Source organism: Arthrobacter sp. 01T428, assembly GCF_056398685.1.
Genome location: NZ_JBFTPW010000027.1, coordinates 1 through 22,563, shown reverse-complemented (window position 1 = coordinate 22,563; position 22,563 = coordinate 1). Strand labels below are relative to the sequence as shown.

Genomic DNA, 22,563 nt, shown 5'->3' with positions numbered 1-22,563 from the left:
CCGCGCCGGCGACACTGTGATCGAGCTTCCTTGCCAAGGCGGAATCAAGTGAAAGAATGACTTCACAGCGCCGGCGCTGGCTGAAACCAACCGGCTTCTCGAAACCATTCTTGGAGGCAAACCTTGCCAGGCCTGAACCTGACGCGCGCCGAAGCCGGACAGCGCGCAGAATTGCTCACCGTGACCTCGTACGACGTCACCCTCGACTTGACCAAGGGCGCCACGGTCTTCGGCTCCACGACCGTGGTGAAGTTCTCCGCCGTCGAGGGTTCCTCGAGCTTCATCGACGCGATCACGGAAACCGTGCACAGCGTGACGCTGAACGGCACCGAACTCGATCCGGCGGTGGTGTCCGACGGCGTGCGCATCCAACTGCCCGGGCTCGCCGCCGAAAACGAGCTGAAGGTAGTCGCCGATGCCCCGTACATGAACACCGGTGAGGGCCTGCACCGATTCGTGGACCCGGTGGACAACGAGGCCTACCTGTACACGCAATTCGAGGTGCCGGATTCGCGCCGCATGTTCGCTGTGTTCGAGCAGCCGGACCTGAAGGCCGCATTCACCTTCACGGTCACCGCACCGTCGCATTGGGACCTCATCTCCAACTCGCCCACTCCCGTACCGCTGGAAACCACTCCCGGGGACGACGGCGGGGCGCGCTCGGTTTGGCATTTCGCCCCCACTCCCCGCATCTCTTCCTACGTCACCGCCTTGATCGCGGGACCGTACCAATCGGTCCGCAGCAAGGTCACGAGCTCCGATGGCCGGGTCATTCCGCTTGGAGTGTTCGCCCGCAAGTCCCTCATGCAGTACCTGGACGCCGACAACATCTTCGAACTGACCCGCCAGGGTTTTGAGTTCTTCGAGGCCCAGTTCGGATTCCCGTACCCCTTCGAGAAGTACGATCAGCTCTTCGTTCCCGAGTTCAATGCCGGTGCCATGGAAAACGCCGGCGCGGTGACCATCCTCGAGGGCTACGTCTTCCGCGGAAAGGTCACCGACGCCCAGATCGAACGCCGCGCCATCACCGTGCTGCACGAACTGGCCCACATGTGGTTCGGGGACCTCGTCACGATGCGCTGGTGGAACGACCTTTGGCTCAACGAGTCCTTTGCCGAGTACATGTCCCACCTGGCCGCGGTCGAAAACACCGAATTCGACCGGGCCTGGACCACCTTTGCCTCGGTGGAGAAATCCTGGGCGTACCGGCAGGACCAATTGCCCACGACACACCCGATTTTTGCCGAGATCAACGATCTCCAGGACGTCGAGGTCAACTTCGACGGCATCACATACGCCAAGGGAGCTTCCGTGCTGCGGCAGTTGGTCGCCTGGGTTGGGCCGGAACAGTTCATGGCCGGCGTCCGCGAATACTTCCAGAAGCATGCCTGGCAGAACACCGAGCTTGTGGACCTCATGAAGGAACTCGAAGCTGCCAGCGGCCGCGACCTGGACCAGTGGGGCAAGCTCTGGCTCGAGACTGCCGGCGTCAACACCCTCTCCCCCGAGATCGAGGTCGACGCCGACGGCACCATCACGTCCTTTGCGATCGTGCAGACCGCTATCGACGAGCAGCCCACGCTGCGCCCGCACCGCCTCGCGGTCGGCTTCTACGACCTCTCAGCCGAAGGCAAGCTTGAGAGGACCCACAGGGAGGAGCTCGACGTCGACGGCGCCCGGACCGACGTCCCTGCCCTTGCCGGACAGGCGCGTCCGGACCTGGTCCTGCTCAACGACGACGATCTCGCCTACGCGAAGGTGCGCCTCGACCCCGCATCCTTGGCCACTGCGAAAGCCCACCTGAAGGACTTCGCCGGCAGCCTGCCACGCACCCTCGTGTGGGGCTCGGCCTGGGATGCGGCGCGCGACGGCGAAACCCCGGCCCGCGGCTACGCCGAGTTGATCCTGGCGAACATCGCGTCCGAGACCGATTCCTCAGTGATCCAGACCCAGCTCCGACAGCTGGCCACCACCCTGACGTACTACGTCGCAGCCGAGCACAAGGATGCCGCTACGGTGGCCGCGGTGGACGCTCTCTGGGAGCTTTCGAGCACGGCGGCTGCGGGATCGGACGCGCAACTCCAATTCGTCAAGTCCTTCGCGCTGCTCGCCGCAAGCAGCTCCCAATTCGACGCAGTCCAGTCTGTCCTGGACGGCAGCATGGTCCTGGATGGCCTGACGGTCGACCAGGACTTGCGCTGGGAACTTCTCACCGCATTGGTGGTTGGCGGGCGCCAGGGCCAGGACCGGATCGACGCGGAACTCGAGCGCGACCACACGGCCAATGGCCAGAACGCCGCCGCCTTGGCGACGGCGGCCCTTCCCACACCCGAGGCCAAGGCCGCCGCGTGGAAGAAGATCGTGGTCACGGGCGAGCTCTCCAACGCCATTCAAAGCTCCGCCGTCACGGGCTTCACCCGGGTGCTGGACACCTCCCTGTTGGAGCCGTACGCGGAACAGTATTTCGAGGCGGTTCCGGAGATTGTTGCCAACCGCACCCATGCGCTGGCCCAGCAAATCGTCGTCGGGCTCTACCCTGCGCAACTGACAACGCAGGCCACGGTTGACCGCACGGACAAGTTCCTCGCCGAACTGCCGGCGGATAGCAGTGCCCTGCGCCGCATGATGCTAGAAAACCGCGACGGCGTAGCCCGTGCTTTGAAGGCCCGCGCGGCAGACATCTAAAACGGTCGGATAGCACACGGAAAGGCCCCGGTTCCGCTTCACTGGAACCGGGGCCTTTCCGTGTGCCGCCCGCGAGTGCACCGCCGCTAGACTTTCCGCATGAGCCTGGACGAACACCACTACTCGCTGACCGTGCGCTGGACCGGAAACCTGGGCACCGGGACATCCACCTACCGTGGCTACACCCGGGACCACGACGTCGAGATCCCCGGCCTGCCCGTCCTGAAGGGCTCCTCGGACCCCACCTTCCATGGCGACCGCAGCCGATACAACCCCGAACAACTGCTCCTCACCGCCCTCTCGCAGTGCCACATGCTGTCTTTCCTGCATGTCGCCGTCAAGCACGGGGTGGTAGTGACCGATTACGTGGATCACGCCGAGGGCATGATGAGGCTCAATCGCGATGGCAGCGGCCAGTTCGAGAACGTCACCTTGAAGCCGCACGTCACGGTTGCCGACCCGGCGCATCTTTCCCTCGTGGACAAACTGCACCATGAGGCCAACCAGGTGTGCTTTATTGCCCGGAGCGTCAATTTTCCCGTTCTGCATGAGCCGAGCACGACGGCGGCCGCCAGCTAATCAGGTGTCAAGAAGGCCGTCCGGCCAAGAACCACGATGCGGATCCGGCCACGCTACGGCGATAGGGTTGACCGTGGACAGAGTGTTCAGCGCCCGGCAATCAGGGGCCAGGCGAACAATTGGATCCCGTGAGGAGCATTCCCGCATATGAACGTCGCCTCGTCGACCGACAACATCGTGGCCGATGCAGCCAAGATCGATTACGCGTCCATCTTCGTGACGCTAGGCATCGGGTTGGTGGTCTGGGTTGTGGCCCGGTTCATCATTCTGCGCATAACCCGCCGGGTGGCAGAGGGCACCAGCTTCTTCAAGAAACCGCATTTCAGGTGGGTCCAGCCGGCTTTCCGGGCGCTCGACCATGAACGCCGCGCCCAGCGCGCCCACACCATCGGCTCACTGCTGACAAGCGTGCTCAGCGTGGTGGTGGTGGTCATTGTCATCATCTACGTCCTCAAATACCTGAATGTGGATATTGCCCCGCTGCTCACGAGCGTCGGTATTTTGGGTGTGGCCATTGGCTTCGGCGCCCAACAGCTCATTCGCGATTTCCTGTCCGGCATCTTCATCACCATCGAGGACCAGTTCGGGATCGGCGATGTGATCGTAACCACTGAAGTGATCGGCACCGTTGAATCGGTAGGACTCCGGATCACCCGGCTCAAGGCTGAAGACGGGGCCATCTGGTATCTGCGCAACGGAGAAATCCTGCGGGTGGGCAACCGCTCGCAAGGCGATTACGTGCCTGAAGACTCAACCGTCCCGGACGACGTTCCGCCTGCACCTCCAGGGACGGCGCCTGCCGAAACCGCCGCCTCCGGTGCGCCTCCGACTTCAAAGGAAGCCCTCAAGATTCGAGAGCAGAAAGCAGGTGAGTGACATGGGCAGCCAGCCGGAATCCGCAGCACCCCAGCCGGCAGAGCGGCGTCAGTTGATGCAAAACGATCCGTTCAGCCAGCCTGCGTACACCGACAGTTTCTATGAGGCCATCGGTGGCCACGAGACTTTCGTGAAACTGATCGATGTCTTTTACGACGGTGTAGCGGGAGACCCGTTGCTCCGGCCGATGTACCCGGAACAAGACCTCGACCCCGCAAAGCGGCGGTTCCTCATGTTTCTTGAGCAGTATTGGGGCGGTCCGGGCACGTACAGCGAGGAACGCGGTCACCCCCGCTTGAGGATGCGGCACATGCCGTTCCAAGTGACGCCCGAAGCCAAGGACCGCTGGCTCTTCCACATGCGCGCGGCAGTCGATTCGCTCAACTTGTCGCCGCTTCACGAAGGGACGTTGTGGGATTACATGGAGCGGGCTGCGCTCACGATGGTCAATAGCCCGTCGGTCCAGCAGCCCTGAGCTTGTAGGACGGTGCTGTGTGTCGGGCCGGGCCTAGGCTCGGGTTCAGCGGGCCTGGAAGCCCAGGCCTGATCCGGATCGAGCCAGGATGTGGCCCCGGCTCCCACTGAGCCGGAACCAACGGCCGTTGCGGAAGAGCCGGTGTTCGCCGTCGCCCAGGAAACCGAGCGCCAAGGCGGCGAACGCAGCGCCTGCGGGCACGCCGTCGAGTCCCGGGATCTCCCGTCCCCACACCGCGGCCCTCGCGTTGTTGACGATCAATGCGCCGGGCTGATCCGGAACAATCCCGGCCACCTCGGCAATGCCGGCATTCGCGACAGACTTGAGTTCGGCGTCGGGCACTGAACGCAGCGGCTCCCAGCCGCTGCGGGGCGCCCCGACTCCCGCCCACGATTCGGAAACGGTCGACGGCGGGATGGGAAGCTCGACGTCGTCGGCACCGGAACGCGCCAGGCGGTCGAGGACCGAGGAAAGAGTCACGGTGACGTCCGCATGCGCGTCTTCGGCAAGGGCGATAGTCCGTAGCCCGAGAATAGTGGGGGTCGCTTCGCCCAGGAGGCGCGGCCTCAAGACGCACACATATGCAGCCAGGACGCGGCCGGAGGCCTGCAGCCGGATGGCGCCATCATCGATGCTCTTGGCACGCGTGACATAGGTGCGGAGATCCGCCAGATCACGGGGATCGACGAAATGGAAGGACTGGGTCAATACATCGGACACATCATCGACTCTACCGGCATGTCCGCGGTTGAGAGGGGTCAGGGTGGCGTCTAGAGTCGAACCATGACTGACGCGCACGCCGGCCTGGAACATCAGGTTGCCCTTGAGGACCCCACATCCACCCTCATCGAACTGTTGTCCCTGGCCGACTTCGACGGCGCGAGGACAGCCGAGGACATCTTCCTTGGACCCTCCCAGAAACAGCCGCGCCACCGGGTATTTGGCGGGCAGGTGCTCGCCCAGTCACTCGTGGCCGGAATGCGCACGGTGGACGAGGATCGGACGGTCCATTCCATGCACGGCTATTTTCTTCGTCCGGGCGACGCCAACCAGCCGATCACTTTCAGTGTGGAGCGGCTTCGCGACGGACGCTCGTTCTCGGCCCGGCGGGTGCACGCCTACCAGGAAGGCCAACCGATCCTGTCAATGATCGCGTCCTTCCAGACCGAGGCGGAGGGCGTGGAACACCAGTCCTTGATGCCGGCCGGAATCCCGGACCCCGAAACGCTGCCGAGTACCGCCGAACTCCTGCAGAAGTACGACCACCCGCTCGCCCGCCACATGTCCTTCGAACGGCCCTTCGATGTCCGCCACGTCGATCCCGCAATCTATGTCGAAGCGCCCAAAGACCGGATAGCCAGCAATGCCGTCTGGATGAAGACCTTTGGCCCGATGCCGGACGACCCCAACCTTCATTTGGCCGCCCTGGCCTACGCGAGCGACTACACCATCCTGGAATCGGTGCTTCGCAAGAACGGATTGAGCTGGATGACGCCAGGCATGAGCGTCGCTAGCCTTGACCACGCCATGTGGTGGCACCGGCCCGTCCGCGTCGACGAGTGGCTGCTTTACGTGCAGGAGTCCCCCAGCGCCCAAGGCGCCCGCGGACTTGCCACGGGCAAGATCTTCAGCCGCGATGGCCAGCATGTCGCCACGGTGGCGCAAGAGGGCATGCTCCGGATCCCGTAATCGCTGCTCAGGTAGCTGCCACAACGCGGCCGAGATTCCGTGCAGCAAAGAAGGCCGGCGCCCCGGAAGATATATCCAGTGCGCCGGCCTTCTGCGGAGCGATCCGATTTAGTCGCGGGTCAGCTTGCGGTGCGTGACACGGTGTGGCTTGGCAGCGTCCGGGCCGAGTCGCTCCACCTTGTTCTCCTCGTAGGACTCGAAGTTGCCCTCGAACCAGTACCACTTCGAGGGGTTTTCCTCGTCGCCTTCGTAGGCCAGGATGTGGGTTGCAACGCGGTCGAGGAACCACCGGTCGTGCGAGACCACGACGGCGCAGCCGGGGAACTCGAGCAGCGCGTTCTCAAGGCTGCTGAGGGTTTCGACGTCGAGGTCGTTGGTGGGCTCGTCAAGAAGCAGGAGGTTTCCACCCTGCTTAAGGGTAAGCGCCAGGTTCAGGCGGTTACGCTCACCACCGGAGAGCACACCAGCCTTCTTCTGCTGGTCCGGCCCCTTGAAGCCGAAGGCCGCGACGTAGGCTCGGGACGGCATTTCAACATGGCCGACCTGAATGAAGTCCAGGCCGTCTGAGACGACCTCCCACAGGGTCTTGTTGGGGTCGATACCGCCACGGCTCTGGTCGGCGTAGGAGATCTTGACCGAGTCACCGATCTTGAGGTCGCCACCGTCCAGCGGTTCCAGCCCGACGATGGTCTTGAACAAGGTGGTCTTGCCCACGCCGTTAGGACCGATGACGCCGACGATGCCGTTCCTGGGCAGTGTGAACGAAAGCCCGTCGATCAGGGTCCGGTCCTCGAAGCCCTTCTGCAGGTTCTTCGCTTCCAGGACCAGGCCACCCAGACGCGGTCCCGGCGGAATCTGGATTTCCTCGAAGTCGAGTTTCCTGGTGCGGTCAGCCTCGGCTGCCATTTCCTCGTACCGGGCCAGACGGGCCTTCGACTTGGTCTGGCGACCCTTGGCGTTGGAGCGGACCCACTCAAGTTCCTCGCTGAGGCGCTTGGCTTGCTTGGCGTCCTTCTTGCCCTGGATTTCGAGGCGGGCGCGCTTCTTCTCCAAGTACGTGGAGTAGTTGCCTTCGTAGGGGTAAAGACGGCCGCGGTCCACTTCACAGATCCACTCGGCGACGTGGTCGAGGAAGTAGCGGTCGTGGGTGATGGCGAGGACGGCACCGGGGTAGGAAGAGAGGTGCTGCTCGAGCCACAGAACACTTTCGGCGTCCAAGTGGTTGGTGGGCTCGTCAAGGAGCAGGAGGTCAGGCTTCTGCAGCAGGAGCTTGCAGAGCGCCACGCGGCGGCGCTCACCACCTGACAGGACCGTCACGTCGGAGTCGCCCGGCGGGCAGCGGAGTGCGTCCATGGCCTGCTCGAGCTGGGAATCGATGTCCCACGCATCCGCAGCGTCGATGGCTTCCTGAAGGTGGCCCATTTCCTCCAGCAGGGTGTCGTAGTCTGCATCCGGGTTGGCCATTTCCTCGGAGATCGCGTTAAAGCGCTGGATCTTCGAGTAGATCTCGCCCACGCCTTCCTGGACGTTGCCCAGGACGGTCTTTTCCTCGTTCAGGGGCGGCTCCTGCAGGAGGATGCCCACGGAGTAGCCGGGGCTGAGGCGGGCTTCGCCGTTCGACGGTGTGTCGATACCAGCCATGATCTTCAGGATCGTGGATTTACCGGCTCCGTTCGGGCCAACGACACCGATCTTCGCGCCAGGGAAGAACGACATGCTGACATCGTCCAGGATTAGTTTTTCGCCAACGGCCTTGCGAGCCTTGGTCATCGTGTAAATGAATTCCGCCATGCCGTTAAATCTAATGGGTGGCAAGGCATAACTCACATTCGGCCCTGCTAGCGGGAATCCCCGACGAAGCATTTGCCGCTGGCCAACACGGGCAGGACCGACACTGAAACCTGCCCGTCCCTGATCTCACCCATGACGCAGTCCTTGTCCTGCCTGGCCGCGGCCTCGATGGCGTCGACATCCAGTCCCGTCGGCGTCTTGCTCGCGGACACCTCTACGGCAGAGTCGGCGATGCCGGCCGAAACGAGCTGTGATCGCAGTGCGTCTTGTGCCGGTTTGGGGGTTGCCGCGGCAATGGTCTTGAGTACGGACTCCATGGTCTGCTTCAGCGCGGCAGTGCCCGCGCTGAGCGAAGTCAATGCCGAGGGGTTGCCAGCACTGGGTGTGACGGCGGGAGTGGAGCTGGCTGTAGTCGAGGGGGTGGGCGATGAAACCCCAGTGCTTCTTGACACCGTTGGTGCAGGCGCCGTGCAGCCGGCCACCAGTCCGGCCAGAAGTAACGGCACCGCAAGCAGCAAACCCGGGCTTCCGGCAGCGTGGCGGCGTCCAGATGGTTTTTGCGGCTTTCCCCTGCTCATCACCCGGCTATTCTGCCATGCGGTACACCACGCGCCGCGCCGCATGGCATCCGCGGCGGCCCCTGTTTCAAGACCGGCTCCATTTCAAGGCCAGTTCCATTTCAAACCTTGGCGTCCACAAGTTCTCCCGTCTCAGTATCAACGAGAACCGACTCATCGCCTTCTCCTGCCGGAAGGATAACTTCCCGCTCGGCTGCGGCACTGCCATCCTCGTCGTCATGCGGGTCGCCTTCCGCATCTTCCTCCGCCGAAGGCCATGGGTTCTCTGGCTCCACCTCGGGGGCGGCGGGCATGGTCTGCGGGCTGTTGCTGCCGGTGGTCCGGATGAAGTTCGCCGAGCCCCACATGAGGTCGTGACCCACCGACTCGGCGACGATTTCGGCGACGTGGTAGATCTTGCCGTCGTGTTCCCATTGCCTCAGCTTCAGTTTCCCGACGACGATGACCCGCTGGCCCTTCTTGACGCTGCAGCCAATGTTTCCCGCTAGATGCCTGAACGCCTGGACGCTGAACCAATTTGTGTTGCCATCCACCCAGACATCATTGGCACGGTCGAACCTGCGCTCCGTTGAACCGAGCCGGAACGATGCCGTCCGGGTTCCGCCCGGGGTCGTCGAACTTTTGGGTTCCGTGGCAACGAATCCCCGGACAGTGATGATGTCATTCATGGTCTTGTCCTAACGTGAGTTGAGCTGCCTGTCTGGCTCTCCCAGCTTCGCGTGCCGCGAACGCCCGCGGGAGTACCAAATCCACGTATGTGGATAGCCCTGTTCTTACGCGGATTGTGGAGGACAAGTTGGACGCAGAATGGGGCGCCGCCCACAAAGACCGGCCGGGTTTTTGAAAATGCGGAACCGCCATCTAAATTGGGTACGATCGCCCAGTCTCGGGCCTGCTCTTTGGGGGACAGATCGTGAAAATTACTCTGGCTAGAAGTGCGTCCTATGTGGGCGCCCTTATTTTGCTGACGCTGGTGTCGTTCTGGCGGATCCCAGCAACGGCCCAAGGCGTCGTCTGGGCGGAAGACGGCGCGGTGTTTCTCACGGACGCTTTGAACCCGACCCGGTCTTTCACGCCGATCCGGCCGTACGCAGGCTATCTCCACGTCGTCCCCCGCCTCGCAGCCGAGGTGGTTGTCCGGTTCTTCGCACTTGAGGACTACGCTATTGCGCTTACTGTATTGGCTTGCGCGGCTGTGGCCGGCGTCGCCCTCATGACGTACCACTGCGCCCAAGCCTTGACCAGCAACACCTGGATCCGCGTAGCTTGGGCCGCGGTTCCCATTTTCGTGAACGTCGGCGCTTTTGAAGCTCTTGGAAACTTCGCGAACCTGCACTGGTACCTGCTCTGGCTCACTCCCTGGCTATTGATGAAACCGGCAAAGTCCAAACTCGAGGGAGGCATGCTTTTTGTCGTCGCGGCCCTCGCCTCCTTGACCGAGATCATCTCGATTGTCTTTGTTCCGCTCTTCCTTCACCGGCTGAGGGACAAAAACATGTGGGCCGCCCGCGCGGGTCTCAGCCTGGGTCTTGCCTGCCAGGTTATTGCGACGGTGACGCATCCTCGAACAAGCGGCGGCGCGAGCTACCAGCTTGACCCCTGGTCCCCGGTTTACGGGTGGTTCATCAACACCGCAGGACCCATCGTCTACGGCACCGCGTCCGGTGTCATGCAACAAATCGTGAACTTCGGAGCTGCTCCGATGATCGTGGCCTCCCTCCTCGTCCTCGCCGTCCCGGTGGCTGTCCTGATCTTGGGCTCTGCGCGGGAGAAATGGCTGGCCGCGTTCTTCATCACGGCCTCGATGGTTATTTGGGTTGCCTGCGTCGCTTCGAACCCGGCACCGTACCTGGATTACGCAACCTTCTCGGCGGCGGATTGGCCCGCCAGGTTCGTGTTTGGGAGGTACTCGGTAGTGCCTACGATGTTCGTCCTCGCCACGGTTCCGTTGCTTGCTTCCGCGTTGGCAAGGTTTGGGCGTGCTGCACCCATTGCGGCACTCATGGCTTTCTCGCTTCTCTTGGCGTCGATGTACTTCCCGCCCTCGACGTCCAGAAACAATGGTCCTGTCTGGGCCGAGCACGTCCGCACCGCGCGCAATCTCTGTGCACCCGCGTCCGATACCGACTTCTACGATATTCCGACCTCTCCTGTATTTTTCAAAGGCATAGTACGAATCCCCTGCCCGGTCCTGAAGGCCCGGCAATCCTCCTGAATTGTTGGCTAGCCAAACCCAGCGATACACTTGGGTGCGGTTCCAGCCCCAGTAGCTCAGAGGATAGAGCAGCGGCCTTCTAATCCGACGGTCGGGGGTTCGATTCCCTCCTGGGGCACTTGTGTGATGAGTCGAGACATCCTTCATGGATGAGTTGGGCCATCGGTTACACCCCGGTCTTCGGACCGGGGTGTTTTTCATTCTCTGCGTCCAACTGAGGCGGGCAGGGCGTCCGGTATCTAGGCTGGTCGGATGAGAAACACTTCCGAAGCCATCATCACGGGCCCCGCAAGCTGGCCGGATGTCGAAAGGCTATTCGGCGTCCGCGGCGAGCCTTCGCGCTGTTGGTGCCGGTGGTTCGCTCTCGCCGGTCAGGATTGGAAGAACACTCCCCCCAAGGCACGGAAGGAACAGCTCAAAGCCAAATTCGACGACGGCCCCGAACCTGGCGTCCTCGCTTTCCGGGGCGGCGAAGCAGTGGGCTGGTGCGCGGTGGAGCCGCGCCAGTGCTATCCGCGCATCGAACGATCCCAAGTCCTCAAGGCCGCAGGAACGGGCGGCCTGGAAGGCGCGGAAGTTTGGTCGGTGAGCTGTTTCGTGGTTTCTCCCGGCCACCGCCGGAGCGGGGTGGCCGGCGCATTGCTGGAGGCCGCCGTCGGGCATGCCTTCGCGCATGGCGCCGACATCGTGGAAGGCTACCCCGTTGATCCGTCGCTTCGGCCCAAGGCCGGTCCGGCCGATCTCTACCAGGGAACTGTGAAGTTGTTTGGGGCGGCCGGCTTCTCCACGGTTTCCACGGCGGTGCCCGGAAGGGCGGTCATGCGCCTGCGGCGCTGACTTCCCGGTCCCGTATGCCGAAACTACCCAGCTAGGGCAACGTCAAGACAAGCGGTCCATCCGCGGTGATCGCCACGGTATGTTCGCTGTGCGCAGCACGGCGGCCGTTGGCCGAGCGCAAGGTCCACTGGTCGTCGTCGTGGTAGTAGTCGTCGCTGCCGCCCAGGATCAACATCGGCTCGATGGCGATCACCAAGCCGTCCACGAGCTTCACGCCGCGGCCGGGCCGCCCCATGTTCGGCACGCTCGGCTCGGCATGCATGGTCCGGCCAATGCCGTGCCCGCCGTGATCGGCGAGGATCCCGTAGCCGCTGCGCTTGGCTTCTCCGCCAATGGCGTACGCAAGGTCGCCCATCTTGTTTCCAATCCGGGCAGCGTCGATACCGCGGGCGAGGGCGGCGTCGGTGGCATCGATCAATTCCTGGTCCACCGGATCCGAGGTGCCCACAATGAAACTGACTGCCGCGTCCCCGCACCAGCCCTCCACGAAGGCCCCGCAATCGACGCTCAACAGATCGCCATCCTGCAACACATACCCGTCCGGGATGCCGTGCACCACGGCGTCGTTGACGCTCGTGCAGATGACCCCTGAAAAGGGCGTGGACGCCCACCGCGGGCGGTAGTTCAGGAACGCCGGCTTAGCTCCGGCGGCCTCCATGAAAGCGGCTGCAACCTCGTCCAGTTCCTTGAGCGACACGCCAACCCCGGCGTGCGAACGAACCGCCGAAAGCGTGTTGGCAACCACCCTTCCGGCTTCGCGCATGAGCGCAATCTCTTCTGGCGTCTTCACCATGGACATCAAAGGCCTCCAAGCATCAAGAAGAGGGGGCCGGACCGGCCACCGGACAAACCCTTCCACCCACTCTATGGGCACCATCAGCCCGGTCAACAGGGTTGCGCGTCCGCGCCGGCCCACGGGTGTCCTAAAGTCGCCGTATGGAACACCGAAGAATCGCCATCATCCGTGAACGCCTGCAGGCAGAGGCAGACCCGGACCGCGCGAAGGCGGCACAGGCCTACATGAAATCGTCCATGCCTGTCCTCGGTGTCAGGGTCCCCGTAGTCCGTCGCATTGTCCTCGCGACCGCGAAGGAAATCCCTTTCGGGTCCCCTTCCGAACTTCGTGACAATGTCCGGCTGCTGTGGCGGGAAGCCACATGGCGGGAAGAACGCTACGCGGCCATCGATCTGACCTCGCTCAAGTCCGTGGCCAAGGATCTGGAGATGCTGCCGCTGTACGAAGAAATCATCCGGACCGGCGCATGGTGGGACTTCGTTGACGGTGTCTCCGACCGTATTTGCGCCCTTCTGCAACACCACCGAAGCACGCTGACCCCGCTCTTGCGGACATGGGCAAGCGACGAGGACTTCTGGATCCGTCGGGCGGCCATCACCTCCCAGCTCAAGGCAAAGTCGGCCACGGACCAAGAACTTCTGGCCGCGGCACTTGACGCCAACCTTGCCGACCATGAGTTCTTCATCAGGAAGGCAATCGGCTGGACCCTGCGGGAGTACGCCAAGACCGATCCTCAATGGGTGCGGAGCTACGTTGAAAGCCGGAGGACCAGGCTCAGCCCGCTATCCCTGCGTGAAGCCATGAAACACCTCGGCTGAATCCGGTTCAGGACTTCGGCTTGAGCTTCAAAATCCCGCGACGCGGGCGGAACAGCACGTGGGTCTTCTTGTCAAAGAACACCAAGTAGGCGATGAAAGAAACCGCAATGGCAATGGCCACTCCGCGTACCACCTCGATGGGGATCCACTGGAAGACACTCAATTGGTCTGTCAGGGCAATAAGGGTGAAGAACGCCGTCAAATAGAAGACCGTCCGGAGCTGGGCGCCGTCCGCGACTCCCGTCACGGTGAAGAACACCAGCAGCCACACCATGTACCAAGGCTGAATCACAGGCGCCAGGACGACGACAGCGGCGAATGCCCAGGCCATCCGGCGAAGCACAGTCTTGTTGAACTCGGGTTCGTCGTCGAGCGGCGCGGGCATGCCGATTCCGCGGCCGGGGGTCCGAACGGCGAGCCAGACGATGGCAAGCGCCGAGACCGCCGTTCCGGCAGTCTGGATAACATCCGTCACCGGAACGCCTGGACCGCCGAAAAGTCCGACGACGAATCCCACCGTGTGTGCCAGCAAACCCACCGGCGCGTACCAGATCCAGACGGCGCCCGGAGTCTGCAGGGCGCCAAGCCAGCCAAACCCCAGGCCATTCACCAGTCCTGCGGCGGCCAGCAAGCCTAAGGACAAACCCAAGGTGGCCGTCCAACAGAGCATTCTGCGGCCCCAACCGGCACGGGCACCGGCCCACAGCAGCCCCGCAAAAGGCAAGGCAATCAAGGTAATCGGCTTGATGGCGATCGAGGCCGTGATCAGCACGATTCCCAACACAGGCCGTTTTACCGAGGCGAAGTACAGTCCGGCAACAACCAGTCCCAGCATCAAGGAGTCATTGTGCGCGCTGGCGATGAAGTTGATCAGGAGGACCGGGTTGAGGACGCCAAGCCAGAGCGCACGGTCCGGGTTCACGCCGTGGAGCGCGGCCAGACGGGGAACGTAGACAGCGAGCAGGATGACACCGGCGAGGGCAGCCAGGCGGAAGGGAATCAAAGCAAGCTCGGGGACGCTGGCGCTCACCCACACGGCACCTTGTTCGATCCAGAGCCATAGCGGACCGTAAGGCGTAGGTGCTTCCGTCCATAATTTGTCGGGCCCGAGTGAAAAGTAGTTGCTCAGGGCCGAGATGCCGTTGGTGTATGGGTTCAGGCCCTGCTCCATGAGCCGGCCTTGGCCGATGTAGGCATAAGCGTCCCTGCTGAACAACGGCAAACTGAACATCATCGGGAGTGCCCACATCCACAGTGCTCGCCGCAGCACCGGACGCGAGGACGGGTTCCATCCGCCGATCCGCTGGGCAATGCGCAGCCAAGAGCGTAGGAGCAGGAGTGCACCGAGGCAGAGCATCACGGTGCAAAGGATCACGCCAACCGGAGATGTCCTGGCCATGATGAAAATAGGAGTACGGATCAAGGCGCTGCTGCTGGCCAGCCAGCCGACGCCGATCGAGCCTGCCACCATGAGCAACGACCCGACGAACCCTTGGAGGATCGCCGTCCTCGCCGCTTTGGCTATCACGGTGCCGTGTACCGGGGCGTTGGAATCGCCAAGCGCCTCTGGATGAGCCAACGAACTCCCCACCTCACGCTCACGAAACTTCGACGTCACCATCAAACAAAATCCTGTCCGGTTCCCTGCCGCATCCGGGCCAAAGTGGCACTTCCGGATGCCATGGATTATTGCAACTGTAGCATCGCCACCCTTGGCTTCCCGGGGCCAACCGGACCATCGGTCGGCCTGCGAAAGTGGCCTGAGATAGAATGGATGGGGCTCTGGCGGCTCCGGGCCGCTGCGCCTTACGGCACCCTGTGACGATTACTACCTGACAAGGATCCTCCCATTTCCACGGACTCATTCTTCAGCGCGCTCACACGGTTCCGTCATCGGGTTCTTCCCCCTTCGCTGGAGGCAAGGCTCAATTCCCCCAAAGGCCTGCTTGTAGGCTTCTGCGTCGTGCACTTGGTCTTCCTGGTGTTCGCGCTGATCCTTTCCCTCCGCGGCGAGGCCTTTAGCGACACTTTCATCTACCGGGACTGGACCTCCGCCGGGTTCCGGGATGAGAACCTCAGCGGCGGCCCCAGCCCGTGGGTCTACCCCGTTCTCGCCTTGGTGCCTATGGCGATCGCAGGCTTGGCCGGACCCGGTCCGTTCTTCTTTCTCTGGGTGCTCATGATCACCGTGCTCAACGGCGTCGCTCTAGCCAAGCTCACCGGACGGGGCCGCCGTCACGAGGCCATCCCGGCGGGATGGTGGTGGCTGGTCTTCGTCTTCATCATGGGTTGGCTGGGATTCGCCCGGGTGGACGGATTGACTGCCCCGATCGTGCTGATCGCCTTGGCATACGGCGTATCACACCCTTTCATTGCCTCGACCCTCCTGAGCATTGCCACGTGGATGAAGGTTTGGCCGGCCGCCGTCATGCTTTCGTTGTTCACCGTGGTCAAGCAGCGAACCAAAGTGGTCGCTGCCGGAATTCTGACCAGCGTTTTGGTCATCGCCCTCACGGCGGCAGTGGGTCAACTGCCGCGGCTCCTCAACTTCCTGACCCAGCAAGGCGATCGTGGCATGCAATTGGAAGCCACCTTCACCACTCCTTGGTTGTGGCTCTCGGTCCTCCACGTGGGTGACTCGAGGATGTACATGAACACGGACATCAACTCGATGCAAGTGGATGGCCCCGGCACCGCCTTCATGTCCTTCCTCATGCAGCCGCTTCTCGCCCTGGCCGCGATCCTGGTGGCGGCCCTGACCTTCTGGGCACTCCACAACGGCAAGCGAACCGGCGGGGCGGACCGCACCGAACTGTTGTTGGCTGGATCCCTGACGATGGCCACGGCTTTCGTCGTGTTCAATAAGGTCGGGTCACCCCAGTTCATGGTGTGGCTCGCGCCTGCAGTCGCCGTCGGGCTTGCCCACAGCTGGAAAGAATGGCGGGTGCCTGCGGCGATGCTCATCGCCATCGGGGTGGCCACATACTTCATCTATCCCCTCTTCTACGACGCGCTCAGCCACAACAACCCCTTCATGGCGCTGGTTTTGACGGTGCGAAATGTCCTGCTGGTGGTCCTGTTCTGCTGGTCCGTTCGCCGCCTGTACCTTTTGGGCAAGAAGATCCCGGCCAACGAACCGGCCGCCGCTGCCAAGGAGTCCTGAGATTTCCGTTCGATTCTTTGATGGGCTGGCCCGCGTGCGCGACGCCGCCCTGCCGCCTGCCGCCGTCGCCTGGTTCGGCCGTCCATCCAGCGTATGGTGGGGTTTCGCCGCGATCCACGTGTATTTCCTCGGCTGGATGGCAAGCTTCTTCCTGGCCGGAAACACGTTCAGCGATACTGAGCAGTACCGTCAATGGGCGATGGCCGGCTACAACCCCGCGGATCTCCACGGAGCCATCAGCCCTTGGGTTTACCCGGTGCTTGCCCAGATTCCGATCTTCCTGGCCAACATCGCGGGCCCGGGTCCTTACCTGCTGGTGTGGACGTTGATCATCACTGCGCTCAACGCCGCCGGCTTGTTCGTCCTGACCCGCGGCCCGCGCAGGACAACGGGAATTGCCCCTGCTTGGTGGTGGCTGTTCTTCACCGCCTTCATGGGCTATCTCAGCTTCGCCCGGGTGGAGGGCATCACGGCACCCATCGTGTTGGTCGCCCTGCTGTATGCGGCCACGCGACCTGTGGCAGCCGGTATCCTCCTCAGCATCGCCACATGGATCAAAGTCTGGCCAGCCGCCGTTCTGGTACCCATCGTCATCGCAAGCCACCGCAGACTGCGGATCATCGCCTGCGGCGCCGGCGTCACTGCCGCCGTCGCACTGGGCACCTACCTTTCGGGCGGCCTGCCGCATATCCTCGACTTCTTGACCAACCAGGGCGAACGCGGCATGCAACTGGAAGCCACGTTCTCAACCCCCTGGGTCTGGTTGAGCGTGCTCAATATCGGCGGTTCCAAAATCGCCGACAACGTCGCCATCAATTCCACGGAGGTGTATGGGCCGGGAGCCAACGTGGCAGCGTTCCTGATGCAGCCGCTCTTGGTGCTTGCCGCCGTCGCGGGCTCTGCCCTTTTGCTTTGGGCGCTTCGGCGGGGTGCCGAGCCGGAAGAGTTGTTTCTCGAGGGCGCCCTCATGATGACCACCGCGTTCATCGTGTTCAACAAGGTGGGTTCGCCGCAATTCATCATCTGGCTTGCGCCGGTGGTTATCGCAGGGCTTACCCACGATTGGAACCGTTGGAGGGTTCCTGCCGCCCTCCTGATGGGGATCGCCATGACGACTTTCGTCATCTACCCGCTGTTCTACACGCCGCTGATCCATGCCAACCCCGTGATGGCGGCAGTGCTCACCACACGGAATGTGCTTTTGGTGGTCCTGCTCTGGTGGTCCGTGCAGCGGACCGTGGAGCTGGGCCGCAAGTCCGGCGCACGAAGCGCTATTCGGAGCGCCTGAGCCGCCGTTCAAGCCTGCGAAGCAGTTGCGTTGGGCTGGAGCGGATCAAGAGTCGGCGTGTGTGAACGTCCAACACCATCAGGTAGACGGTGAATCCCACGGCCACCAGGAAGGCCAGGGAGGACACTTTGACGTTCAATTCCACGAAAGACAACACCGAAATCTGGTCCTGCGCGCCAAAGGCAACGAAAAACGTGACGGCGACATAGAGGGACTTGATCTGCCAGTCGTCCCTGATGCCCGTGACCGCGAGCAGCGGGATGAACCACAGGATGTACCACGGCTGGATAATCGGCGAAAGCATGACGACGGCGGCAAACGCGAGGGCGGCGCGCCGCACCAGCCGTGAATAGTCGCCGCGGAACATCAGGACAACCACCAACCCGATTCCGGCCCACTTCATGAGGGTCCGGAGCCCGGTGGCCACGGTGGAGCCCGGCAGGCCCAGGAGATTGGCGATCACCTCGACCTGCTGGCCGAGGAAGCCCGAAGGCGAATATCCCGTATAGCCCGGTGTGGGATCGAGGATGGCCCAGACCCATCCAAAGCCAAGGTTGTAAGGAATTCCGCTCACTGCGAGGACGGCGAAGCTGATACCCGCCGTCGCGCCCCAGAACAGGAACTTGCGGGCCCAACTCGCGGCAGGACCAGCCCACATGAGGCCTATGAAAGGCAAGAGGAGAACGGTGATCGGCTTGATGCCGATGGATGCGGTCACCAGCAGAAGCCCGGTGATATGGCGACCGGTGGCTGCAAAGTACATTCCGGCCACGGCCAGGCCCACCATGAGGGCATCGTTGTGGGCACTGGCGACGAAGCTGATGAGAAAGAGCGGGTTGGCCACGGCGATCCACAGCGCACGGCCGGGGTTGATCCCGTGGAGTTCGGCGAGCCTGGGAACATACACCACACAGAGCACCACCCCCACGGTCGCAAGCACCCGAAAGAGGAGAACGGAAAAGTCGGGCTGGGCGTCGGTGATGCCCACAACCCATCTGGCAAGCCACAGGAAGTAGGGTCCGTACGGCGTCTTGGCTTCAGCCCAGGCAGGATCGGCGCCCAGGGAAAACCAGTTGCTGAGCGTGGAAATGCCGGCCGTGTAAGGGTTCTGGCCTTCCAGCACCAGCCTGCCCTGGCCGGTGTAGGCGTATACGTCGCGCGAATAGATGGGCACGGCAAACATGAGGGGAGCCGCCCACGCCGCAACGGCGACAACCACGGACCTGAGCGAGCCCGGCCCCCAGTCCTTGAGCCTTTGCCCGAGCCTCAACCATGACCTGACCAAAAGCATGGCCCCCGCCGTCAGCAGGATCGTGGAGGTCGTCACGCCCCAACCTTCGGTGCGCAGGGCGATGACAAGGGGGTGCCTGAACATGGGCGAGCCGTTGGCGATCCAGCCGGCTCCGATTGAGCCGACGAAGATCATCAGGGATCCAAAAAAACCTTGCCAGACAGCCACGTAGGCCTTGATCTGTCCGGGGGTGCCGGCTCCGATGTGCGCGGCATCCGGGGAGTAGAGCCCGGCGGCGGCCTTCTCTGACGGCACCGCAGGTTCCTTTGCCTCATCCCGGCTATTTGAGGTGCCCACGCCCGTTCCGCCTGCCGTCATGATATTCCAGTCCCTACGTACATTGGTCCAGCTCATCGATGCAGGCAACAACCGCTCGACAACGGCCCAGTTTACCAGCCGCGGTACGCCGCAGGGGCGGAATGGAGCGCCCCGCCACCCTTCCCATGCGCCTGAACTGTAGGCTGGTCGGGTGCCTATTACTAATGAACGCATCGTCTGGATCGACTGTGAGATGACCGGGCTCGACCTGGTGAACGACGCCCTGATCGAGGTTGCGGCCTTGGTCACCGATTCGGAGCTGAACATCCTGGGTGACGGCGTCGACGTCGTCATCAAACCCGAAGACGCCGCACTTGAACAGATGAACGACTTCGTCCGCGACATGCACACCCGCTCGAAACTCCTGGATGAACTCCCGCACGGCAAGACCATGGCCGAAGCCGAAGCGATCGTCCTGGAGTACATCGAGAAGTGGGTACCGGATCCGAAGAAGGCCCCGCTGGGTGGCAACTCAGTCGGAACCGACCGGATGTTCCTCGCACGGGACATGCCCAACATCGTTGAACACCTCCACTACCGGGTCATCGATGTGAGCACCATCAAGGAACTCTCGCGCCGATGGTTCCCCCGCGCCTATTTCCAGTCCCCCGCTAAACACGGCGGCCACCGCGCGCTTGGCGACATCAGGGACTCCATCGACGAACTGCGCTATTACCGGGAGGCAGTGTTCGTCCCGGCTCCGGGTCCCGATACGGCCACAGCGCAGAAGATTTCCAAGCAGATCGCAGCCGGCCCGGAGACTCCGGAGGACACGTGATCTGAGGCACCTTTTCGGGAAATTTCAGCCAAACGGTCAAAAGTGGCAAAACCACCCCTCAAGACGGGGTATAGTTTTTGTCGTTGCCTTCGCAGCTAACGGGTCATTCCGAAAGCGCAAAAGGCTCATGGTGGGCGTAGCTCAGTTGGCAGAGCGCCTGGTTGTGGTCCAGGAGGTCGCGGGTTCAACCCCCGTCGCTCACCCTCATGAGGTCGGTAGCAGTTTATCGATCGCAGCCAAAGGCCGTACTGGTTATCCAGTGCGGCCTTTGCTTTGTTCCGGCCGATTCCGGCCATTCCAGACCCGAGAACCAGAGGAACACCTGACATGACCGTCCTGCCAGTCACCATCTGGGGCGAACCCGTGCTTCACCGCCGGGCGAGCGAGGTGGAAGTGTTCGACGACGAGCTGCGCACCTTGATTGCCGACATGTTCGAAACGAACGAGGCGGCCAACGGCGTCGGTCTGGCGGCACCCCAGGTGGGGGTGGGCAAGCGCATCTTCATCTTCAAATACGCAAACGACGACGACGCTCCGGACGAAGGCGTCCTGGTGAACCCGGTCCTCACCCTCTCCAAGATCCCTGGCGCCCTTCCCGATCCCGAGGAAGACGTCGAAGGCTGTTTGTCCTTCCCAGGGGAGCACTACCCCCTGCAGAGGGCCGATTGGGCCCGCGTCCAGGGCTTCGACGGCCACGGCCAACCGGTGGATTTCGTCGCGACCGGTTGGTTCGCGAGGGTCATGCAGCACGAATTCGACCACCTCGACGGCAAGCTCTATGTGAACCGCCTGGTTGACCGATACGCCAAGAAGGCGATGAAGCAGGCCAAGAAGAACGGCTGGGGAGTGCCCGGGCTGAGCTGGATGCCAGGTGTCGACCCGGACCCCTTCGGTCACTGAGCGATGACGGGCGTCGCGCAGGACGAATTGTTCACGCTTCTCGACATCCAGGGCGAGGACGCTCTTGAGTGTGCCTCGCTGCTGGCGTCACCTCCTGGAGACGGCACCCGACGGGCCCTTGCCAGCCTTGACGCCCGTCTGGGCGTCTTTCCGAGCACGTCCGCCTCCGCCGATGGCTGCACGGAAACGGACTGGATCGAGGCGTTCCTGCGCTTTGCGCCTGTAGTCCACGGCCATCATCTTTCCCTTGGCATTCCGCCGGAATCGTCCGCCGCGATCCTGGCCGATGTGGGACTGAACCTTCGAATCAACCGAAGGGTCCATGGTCGCTTCGGCTTGGACACGTGGGCATGGCTGACCCTCCACATGGCCGGAAACATCTTCCGTATCGGCCGCCTGCAATTCCACCTTGTCCGCAGCGACGAGGAGGGCTCCGCCGCCGCAAGTGACTCCTGGGTGCTGGGTGTGCACATCCCCGAGGATGGCGGCCTGTCCCCTGCCCTCGTGGACACGAGCTTCAGCCAGGCCAGGGAGTTCTTCGACCGTTACTTCCCGGACAAAGCGGTCTCCGTGGCGAGCTGCGACTCCTGGATGCTGGACCCCTACCTGGCCCGGAAACTACCGCACAGCAACATCGCCGCTTTTGCCCGCCGATTCACCCTGGACCGCTGCTCAGACGCTCCGGGCGACGCTGTCTATTTCACTTTCCGGCAGCGCGGCATGGAAAACCTCGATCGGCTCCCCCGCGAGACCTCGCTTCAGCGGGTGGTGCTGGAGAGGATCGACGACGGCGGGGTCTGGCAACTTGGACACGGCCACCTGGTGCTTCCCGCAGCACGGAGCACCCCGGCCTGAAGCGGCCACCTCGCGGCCTCAGTTGGCTACGTCGCCCTGATGGTCCGCTGGCCGGGGCACGAGTCCAGGACGCGCTTCATGGCGTCCTTCTCCGCCTGGGTGACCCAGAGCCGGTAGGCGGCTTTGACGGAAACCTGCCGGGCTACGTAATGGCAGCGAAAGCCCTTGTTGGCAGGGAGCCAGCTTGCGGCGTCGCTCGCGCCTTTCTTGACGTTGGCGGGCCCGTCGACGGCAATCAGGTTGAGGGGGTCATTGGCGAGGCTTTGGCGCTGTTTGGCGGGGAGCTGCTGGGCCCCCTTCTGCCAGGCGTCCCCGAGAGCCACCACATGGTCGATCTGTACGGCTGAGCTGGTTTCGGAGCCCCTGCGGAAATGGATGTCTTCGCCGATGTACGGCTCACGCAGTTCCCCGGACGCGATCCTGCATTTCGAGCCTGCCGTGAACTCCGCTGCCGTAAGATCCCGCCTCAGGATGTCGTTCCTGGTTATCTACACTCCTGGAAGGTGAGGAGGCACTGTTGGGACGAAAGGACGACACGCCGTAGCTCTTCGTTATCCCACACTCCTAAGGGACGGTAAGCAACGATCCCTTTCATGGCATGGATTGTAGAGGTGGCGTTGCTTCAGGATGG

General features: G+C 62.8%; 20 protein-coding genes, 2 tRNA genes and 1 pseudogene. 15 read left to right on the top strand and 8 right to left on the bottom strand.

Going from position 1 to position 22,563, the window contains the following annotated elements; genetic code table 11:
• The first annotated feature begins 123 nt into the window (after positions 1–123).
• The 4 genes from pepN to AC1DJB_RS21055 all read left to right on the top strand — a co-directional run bounded on the left by pepN (position 124) and on the right by AC1DJB_RS21055 (position 4,615).
• Complete coding sequence (pepN, locus tag AC1DJB_RS21070) at positions 124–2,685, top strand: aminopeptidase N (protein WP_441438305.1); 2,562 nt, start codon at positions 124–126, stop codon at positions 2,683–2,685.
• Between the two features lie 99 nt (positions 2,686–2,784).
• Complete coding sequence (locus AC1DJB_RS21065; protein ID WP_059387782.1) at positions 2,785–3,264, top strand: OsmC family protein; 480 nt, start codon at positions 2,785–2,787, stop codon at positions 3,262–3,264.
• A 147-nt stretch (positions 3,265–3,411) separates the two neighbouring features.
• On the top strand, positions 3,412–4,140 hold the full coding sequence (locus AC1DJB_RS21060) for a mechanosensitive ion channel family protein (protein WP_059387781.1): 729 nt from the start codon (positions 3,412–3,414) through the stop codon (positions 4,138–4,140).
• 1 nt (position 4,141) lies between these two features.
• Positions 4,142–4,615: a globin gene (locus tag AC1DJB_RS21055; protein WP_284991194.1), complete on the top strand. Its 474-nt coding sequence runs from the start codon at positions 4,142–4,144 to the stop codon at positions 4,613–4,615.
• A 45-nt stretch (positions 4,616–4,660) separates the two neighbouring features.
• Here the strand turns inward: AC1DJB_RS21055 and AC1DJB_RS21050 are convergent, their stop codons facing one another.
• Positions 4,661–5,335 carry a DUF8185 domain-containing protein gene (locus tag AC1DJB_RS21050; RefSeq protein WP_059387779.1) on the bottom strand — a complete coding sequence of 225 codons (675 nt, stop codon included), beginning with the start codon at positions 5,333–5,335 and terminating at the stop codon, positions 4,661–4,663.
• Positions 5,336–5,398: 63 nt separating this feature from the next.
• On the opposite strand from AC1DJB_RS21050, the gene tesB reads away from it, so the two are divergent.
• The gene (gene tesB / locus AC1DJB_RS21045) at positions 5,399–6,304 is read left to right on the top strand and encodes an acyl-CoA thioesterase II (protein WP_059387778.1); all 906 of its coding nucleotides are present in this window, start codon (positions 5,399–5,401) and stop codon (positions 6,302–6,304) included.
• 108 nt (positions 6,305–6,412) lie between these two features.
• Here the strand turns inward: tesB and ettA are convergent, their stop codons facing one another.
• The 3 genes from ettA to AC1DJB_RS21030 all read right to left on the bottom strand — a co-directional run bounded on the left by ettA (position 6,413) and on the right by AC1DJB_RS21030 (position 9,341).
• The gene (ettA, locus tag AC1DJB_RS21040; protein ID WP_306959392.1) at positions 6,413–8,095 is read right to left on the bottom strand and encodes an energy-dependent translational throttle protein EttA; all 1,683 of its coding nucleotides are present in this window, start codon (positions 8,093–8,095) and stop codon (positions 6,413–6,415) included.
• Between the two features lie 47 nt (positions 8,096–8,142).
• On the bottom strand, positions 8,143–8,454 hold the full coding sequence (locus AC1DJB_RS21035) for a DUF6993 domain-containing protein (protein WP_476910793.1): 312 nt from the start codon (positions 8,452–8,454) through the stop codon (positions 8,143–8,145).
• Positions 8,455–8,774: 320 nt separating this feature from the next.
• The gene (locus AC1DJB_RS21030; protein ID WP_284991191.1) at positions 8,775–9,341 is read right to left on the bottom strand and encodes a single-stranded DNA-binding protein; all 567 of its coding nucleotides are present in this window, start codon (positions 9,339–9,341) and stop codon (positions 8,775–8,777) included.
• Between the two features lie 245 nt (positions 9,342–9,586).
• Between AC1DJB_RS21030 and AC1DJB_RS21025 the strand changes: the two genes are divergently transcribed.
• The 3 genes from AC1DJB_RS21025 to AC1DJB_RS21015 all read left to right on the top strand — a co-directional run bounded on the left by AC1DJB_RS21025 (position 9,587) and on the right by AC1DJB_RS21015 (position 11,725).
• Positions 9,587–10,888: a hypothetical protein gene (locus AC1DJB_RS21025; protein ID WP_306959390.1), complete on the top strand. Its 1,302-nt coding sequence runs from the start codon at positions 9,587–9,589 to the stop codon at positions 10,886–10,888.
• A gap of 45 nt (positions 10,889–10,933) precedes the next feature.
• A tRNA-Arg gene (locus AC1DJB_RS21020) sits at positions 10,934–11,006 on the top strand.
• Between the two features lie 134 nt (positions 11,007–11,140).
• Positions 11,141–11,725 (top strand): GNAT family N-acetyltransferase, encoded by a 585-nt coding sequence (locus AC1DJB_RS21015; RefSeq protein WP_284991189.1) that lies wholly within the window; start codon positions 11,141–11,143, stop codon positions 11,723–11,725.
• Between the two features lie 31 nt (positions 11,726–11,756).
• Here AC1DJB_RS21015 and map read toward each other — a convergent pair whose 3' ends face one another.
• Positions 11,757–12,524 carry a type I methionyl aminopeptidase gene (gene map / locus AC1DJB_RS21010; protein WP_306959387.1) on the bottom strand — a complete coding sequence of 256 codons (768 nt, stop codon included), beginning with the start codon at positions 12,522–12,524 and terminating at the stop codon, positions 11,757–11,759.
• A gap of 137 nt (positions 12,525–12,661) precedes the next feature.
• Between map and AC1DJB_RS21005 the strand changes: the two genes are divergently transcribed.
• On the top strand, positions 12,662–13,339 hold the full coding sequence (locus AC1DJB_RS21005) for a DNA alkylation repair protein (RefSeq protein ID WP_476910792.1): 678 nt from the start codon (positions 12,662–12,664) through the stop codon (positions 13,337–13,339).
• A gap of 7 nt (positions 13,340–13,346) precedes the next feature.
• Here AC1DJB_RS21005 and mptB (AC1DJB_RS21000) read toward each other — a convergent pair whose 3' ends face one another.
• Complete coding sequence (mptB, locus tag AC1DJB_RS21000; protein ID WP_476910791.1) at positions 13,347–14,960, bottom strand: polyprenol phosphomannose-dependent alpha 1,6 mannosyltransferase MptB; 1,614 nt, start codon at positions 14,958–14,960, stop codon at positions 13,347–13,349.
• Positions 14,961–15,188: 228 nt separating this feature from the next.
• On the opposite strand from mptB (AC1DJB_RS21000), the gene AC1DJB_RS20995 reads away from it, so the two are divergent.
• Both AC1DJB_RS20995 and AC1DJB_RS20990 read left to right on the top strand, forming a co-directional pair.
• A complete protein-coding gene (locus AC1DJB_RS20995; protein ID WP_332603596.1) occupies positions 15,189–16,502 on the top strand; it encodes a glycosyltransferase family 87 protein in 1,314 nt (437 codons plus the stop codon).
• A gap of 34 nt (positions 16,503–16,536) precedes the next feature.
• Positions 16,537–17,790 (top strand): glycosyltransferase 87 family protein, encoded by a 1,254-nt coding sequence (locus AC1DJB_RS20990; protein ID WP_476910790.1) that lies wholly within the window; start codon positions 16,537–16,539, stop codon positions 17,788–17,790.
• Here AC1DJB_RS20990 and mptB (AC1DJB_RS20985) read toward each other — a convergent pair.
• Positions 17,774–19,399 carry a polyprenol phosphomannose-dependent alpha 1,6 mannosyltransferase MptB gene (gene mptB, locus AC1DJB_RS20985; RefSeq protein WP_307055101.1) on the bottom strand — a complete coding sequence of 542 codons (1,626 nt, stop codon included), beginning with the start codon at positions 19,397–19,399 and terminating at the stop codon, positions 17,774–17,776. The two genes, AC1DJB_RS20990 and mptB (AC1DJB_RS20985), sit on opposite strands and share 17 nt — an antisense overlap.
• Positions 19,400–19,550: 151 nt before the next feature.
• Between mptB (AC1DJB_RS20985) and orn the strand changes: the two genes are divergently transcribed.
• The 4 genes from orn (at position 19,551) to AC1DJB_RS20965 (ending at position 21,932) form a co-directional block, all read left to right on the top strand.
• On the top strand, positions 19,551–20,177 hold the full coding sequence (orn, locus tag AC1DJB_RS20980; protein WP_084784354.1) for an oligoribonuclease: 627 nt from the start codon (positions 19,551–19,553) through the stop codon (positions 20,175–20,177).
• 130 nt (positions 20,178–20,307) lie between these two features.
• Positions 20,308–20,380: transfer RNA gene (locus tag AC1DJB_RS20975), tRNA-His, on the top strand.
• A 124-nt stretch (positions 20,381–20,504) separates the two neighbouring features.
• On the top strand, positions 20,505–21,077 hold the full coding sequence (gene def, locus AC1DJB_RS20970) for a peptide deformylase (RefSeq protein WP_059387769.1): 573 nt from the start codon (positions 20,505–20,507) through the stop codon (positions 21,075–21,077).
• A 3-nt stretch (positions 21,078–21,080) separates the two neighbouring features.
• Complete coding sequence (locus tag AC1DJB_RS20965) at positions 21,081–21,932, top strand: acyltransferase domain-containing protein (protein WP_306959376.1); 852 nt, start codon at positions 21,081–21,083, stop codon at positions 21,930–21,932.
• Between the two features lie 26 nt (positions 21,933–21,958).
• Here AC1DJB_RS20965 and AC1DJB_RS20960 read toward each other — a convergent pair.
• Positions 21,959–22,417: pseudogene (locus AC1DJB_RS20960) on the bottom strand (HNH endonuclease family protein); the annotation flags it as partial.
• Positions 22,418–22,563 lie beyond the last annotated feature (146 nt).

What these genes read in the sequence shown, in the direction of transcription:
- AC1DJB_RS21065 (WP_059387782.1), top strand. Translation starts at nt 2,785, where the DNA reads ATGAGCCTGGACGAACACCACTACTCGCTGACCGTGCGCTGGACCGGA.
- AC1DJB_RS21060 (WP_059387781.1), top strand. Translation starts at nt 3,412, where the DNA reads ATGAACGTCGCCTCGTCGACCGACAACATCGTGGCCGATGCAGCCAAG.
- AC1DJB_RS21055 (WP_284991194.1), top strand. Translation starts at nt 4,142, where the DNA reads ATGGGCAGCCAGCCGGAATCCGCAGCACCCCAGCCGGCAGAGCGGCGT.
- tesB (WP_059387778.1), top strand. Translation starts at nt 5,399, where the DNA reads ATGACTGACGCGCACGCCGGCCTGGAACATCAGGTTGCCCTTGAGGAC.
- ettA (WP_306959392.1), bottom strand. Translation starts at nt 8,095, where the DNA reads ATGGCGGAATTCATTTACACGATGACCAAGGCTCGCAAGGCCGTTGGC.
- AC1DJB_RS21030 (WP_284991191.1), bottom strand. Translation starts at nt 9,341, where the DNA reads ATGAATGACATCATCACTGTCCGGGGATTCGTTGCCACGGAACCCAAA.
- AC1DJB_RS21015 (WP_284991189.1), top strand. Translation starts at nt 11,141, where the DNA reads ATGAGAAACACTTCCGAAGCCATCATCACGGGCCCCGCAAGCTGGCCG.
- map (WP_306959387.1), bottom strand. Translation starts at nt 12,524, where the DNA reads ATGTCCATGGTGAAGACGCCAGAAGAGATTGCGCTCATGCGCGAAGCC.
- AC1DJB_RS21005 (WP_476910792.1), top strand. Translation starts at nt 12,662, where the DNA reads ATGGAACACCGAAGAATCGCCATCATCCGTGAACGCCTGCAGGCAGAG.
- mptB (WP_476910791.1), bottom strand. Translation starts at nt 14,960, where the DNA reads ATGGTGACGTCGAAGTTTCGTGAGCGTGAGGTGGGGAGTTCGTTGGCT.
- mptB (WP_307055101.1), bottom strand. Translation starts at nt 19,399, where the DNA reads ATGACGGCAGGCGGAACGGGCGTGGGCACCTCAAATAGCCGGGATGAG.
- def (WP_059387769.1), top strand. Translation starts at nt 20,505, where the DNA reads ATGACCGTCCTGCCAGTCACCATCTGGGGCGAACCCGTGCTTCACCGC.
- AC1DJB_RS20965 (WP_306959376.1), top strand. Translation starts at nt 21,081, where the DNA reads ATGACGGGCGTCGCGCAGGACGAATTGTTCACGCTTCTCGACATCCAG.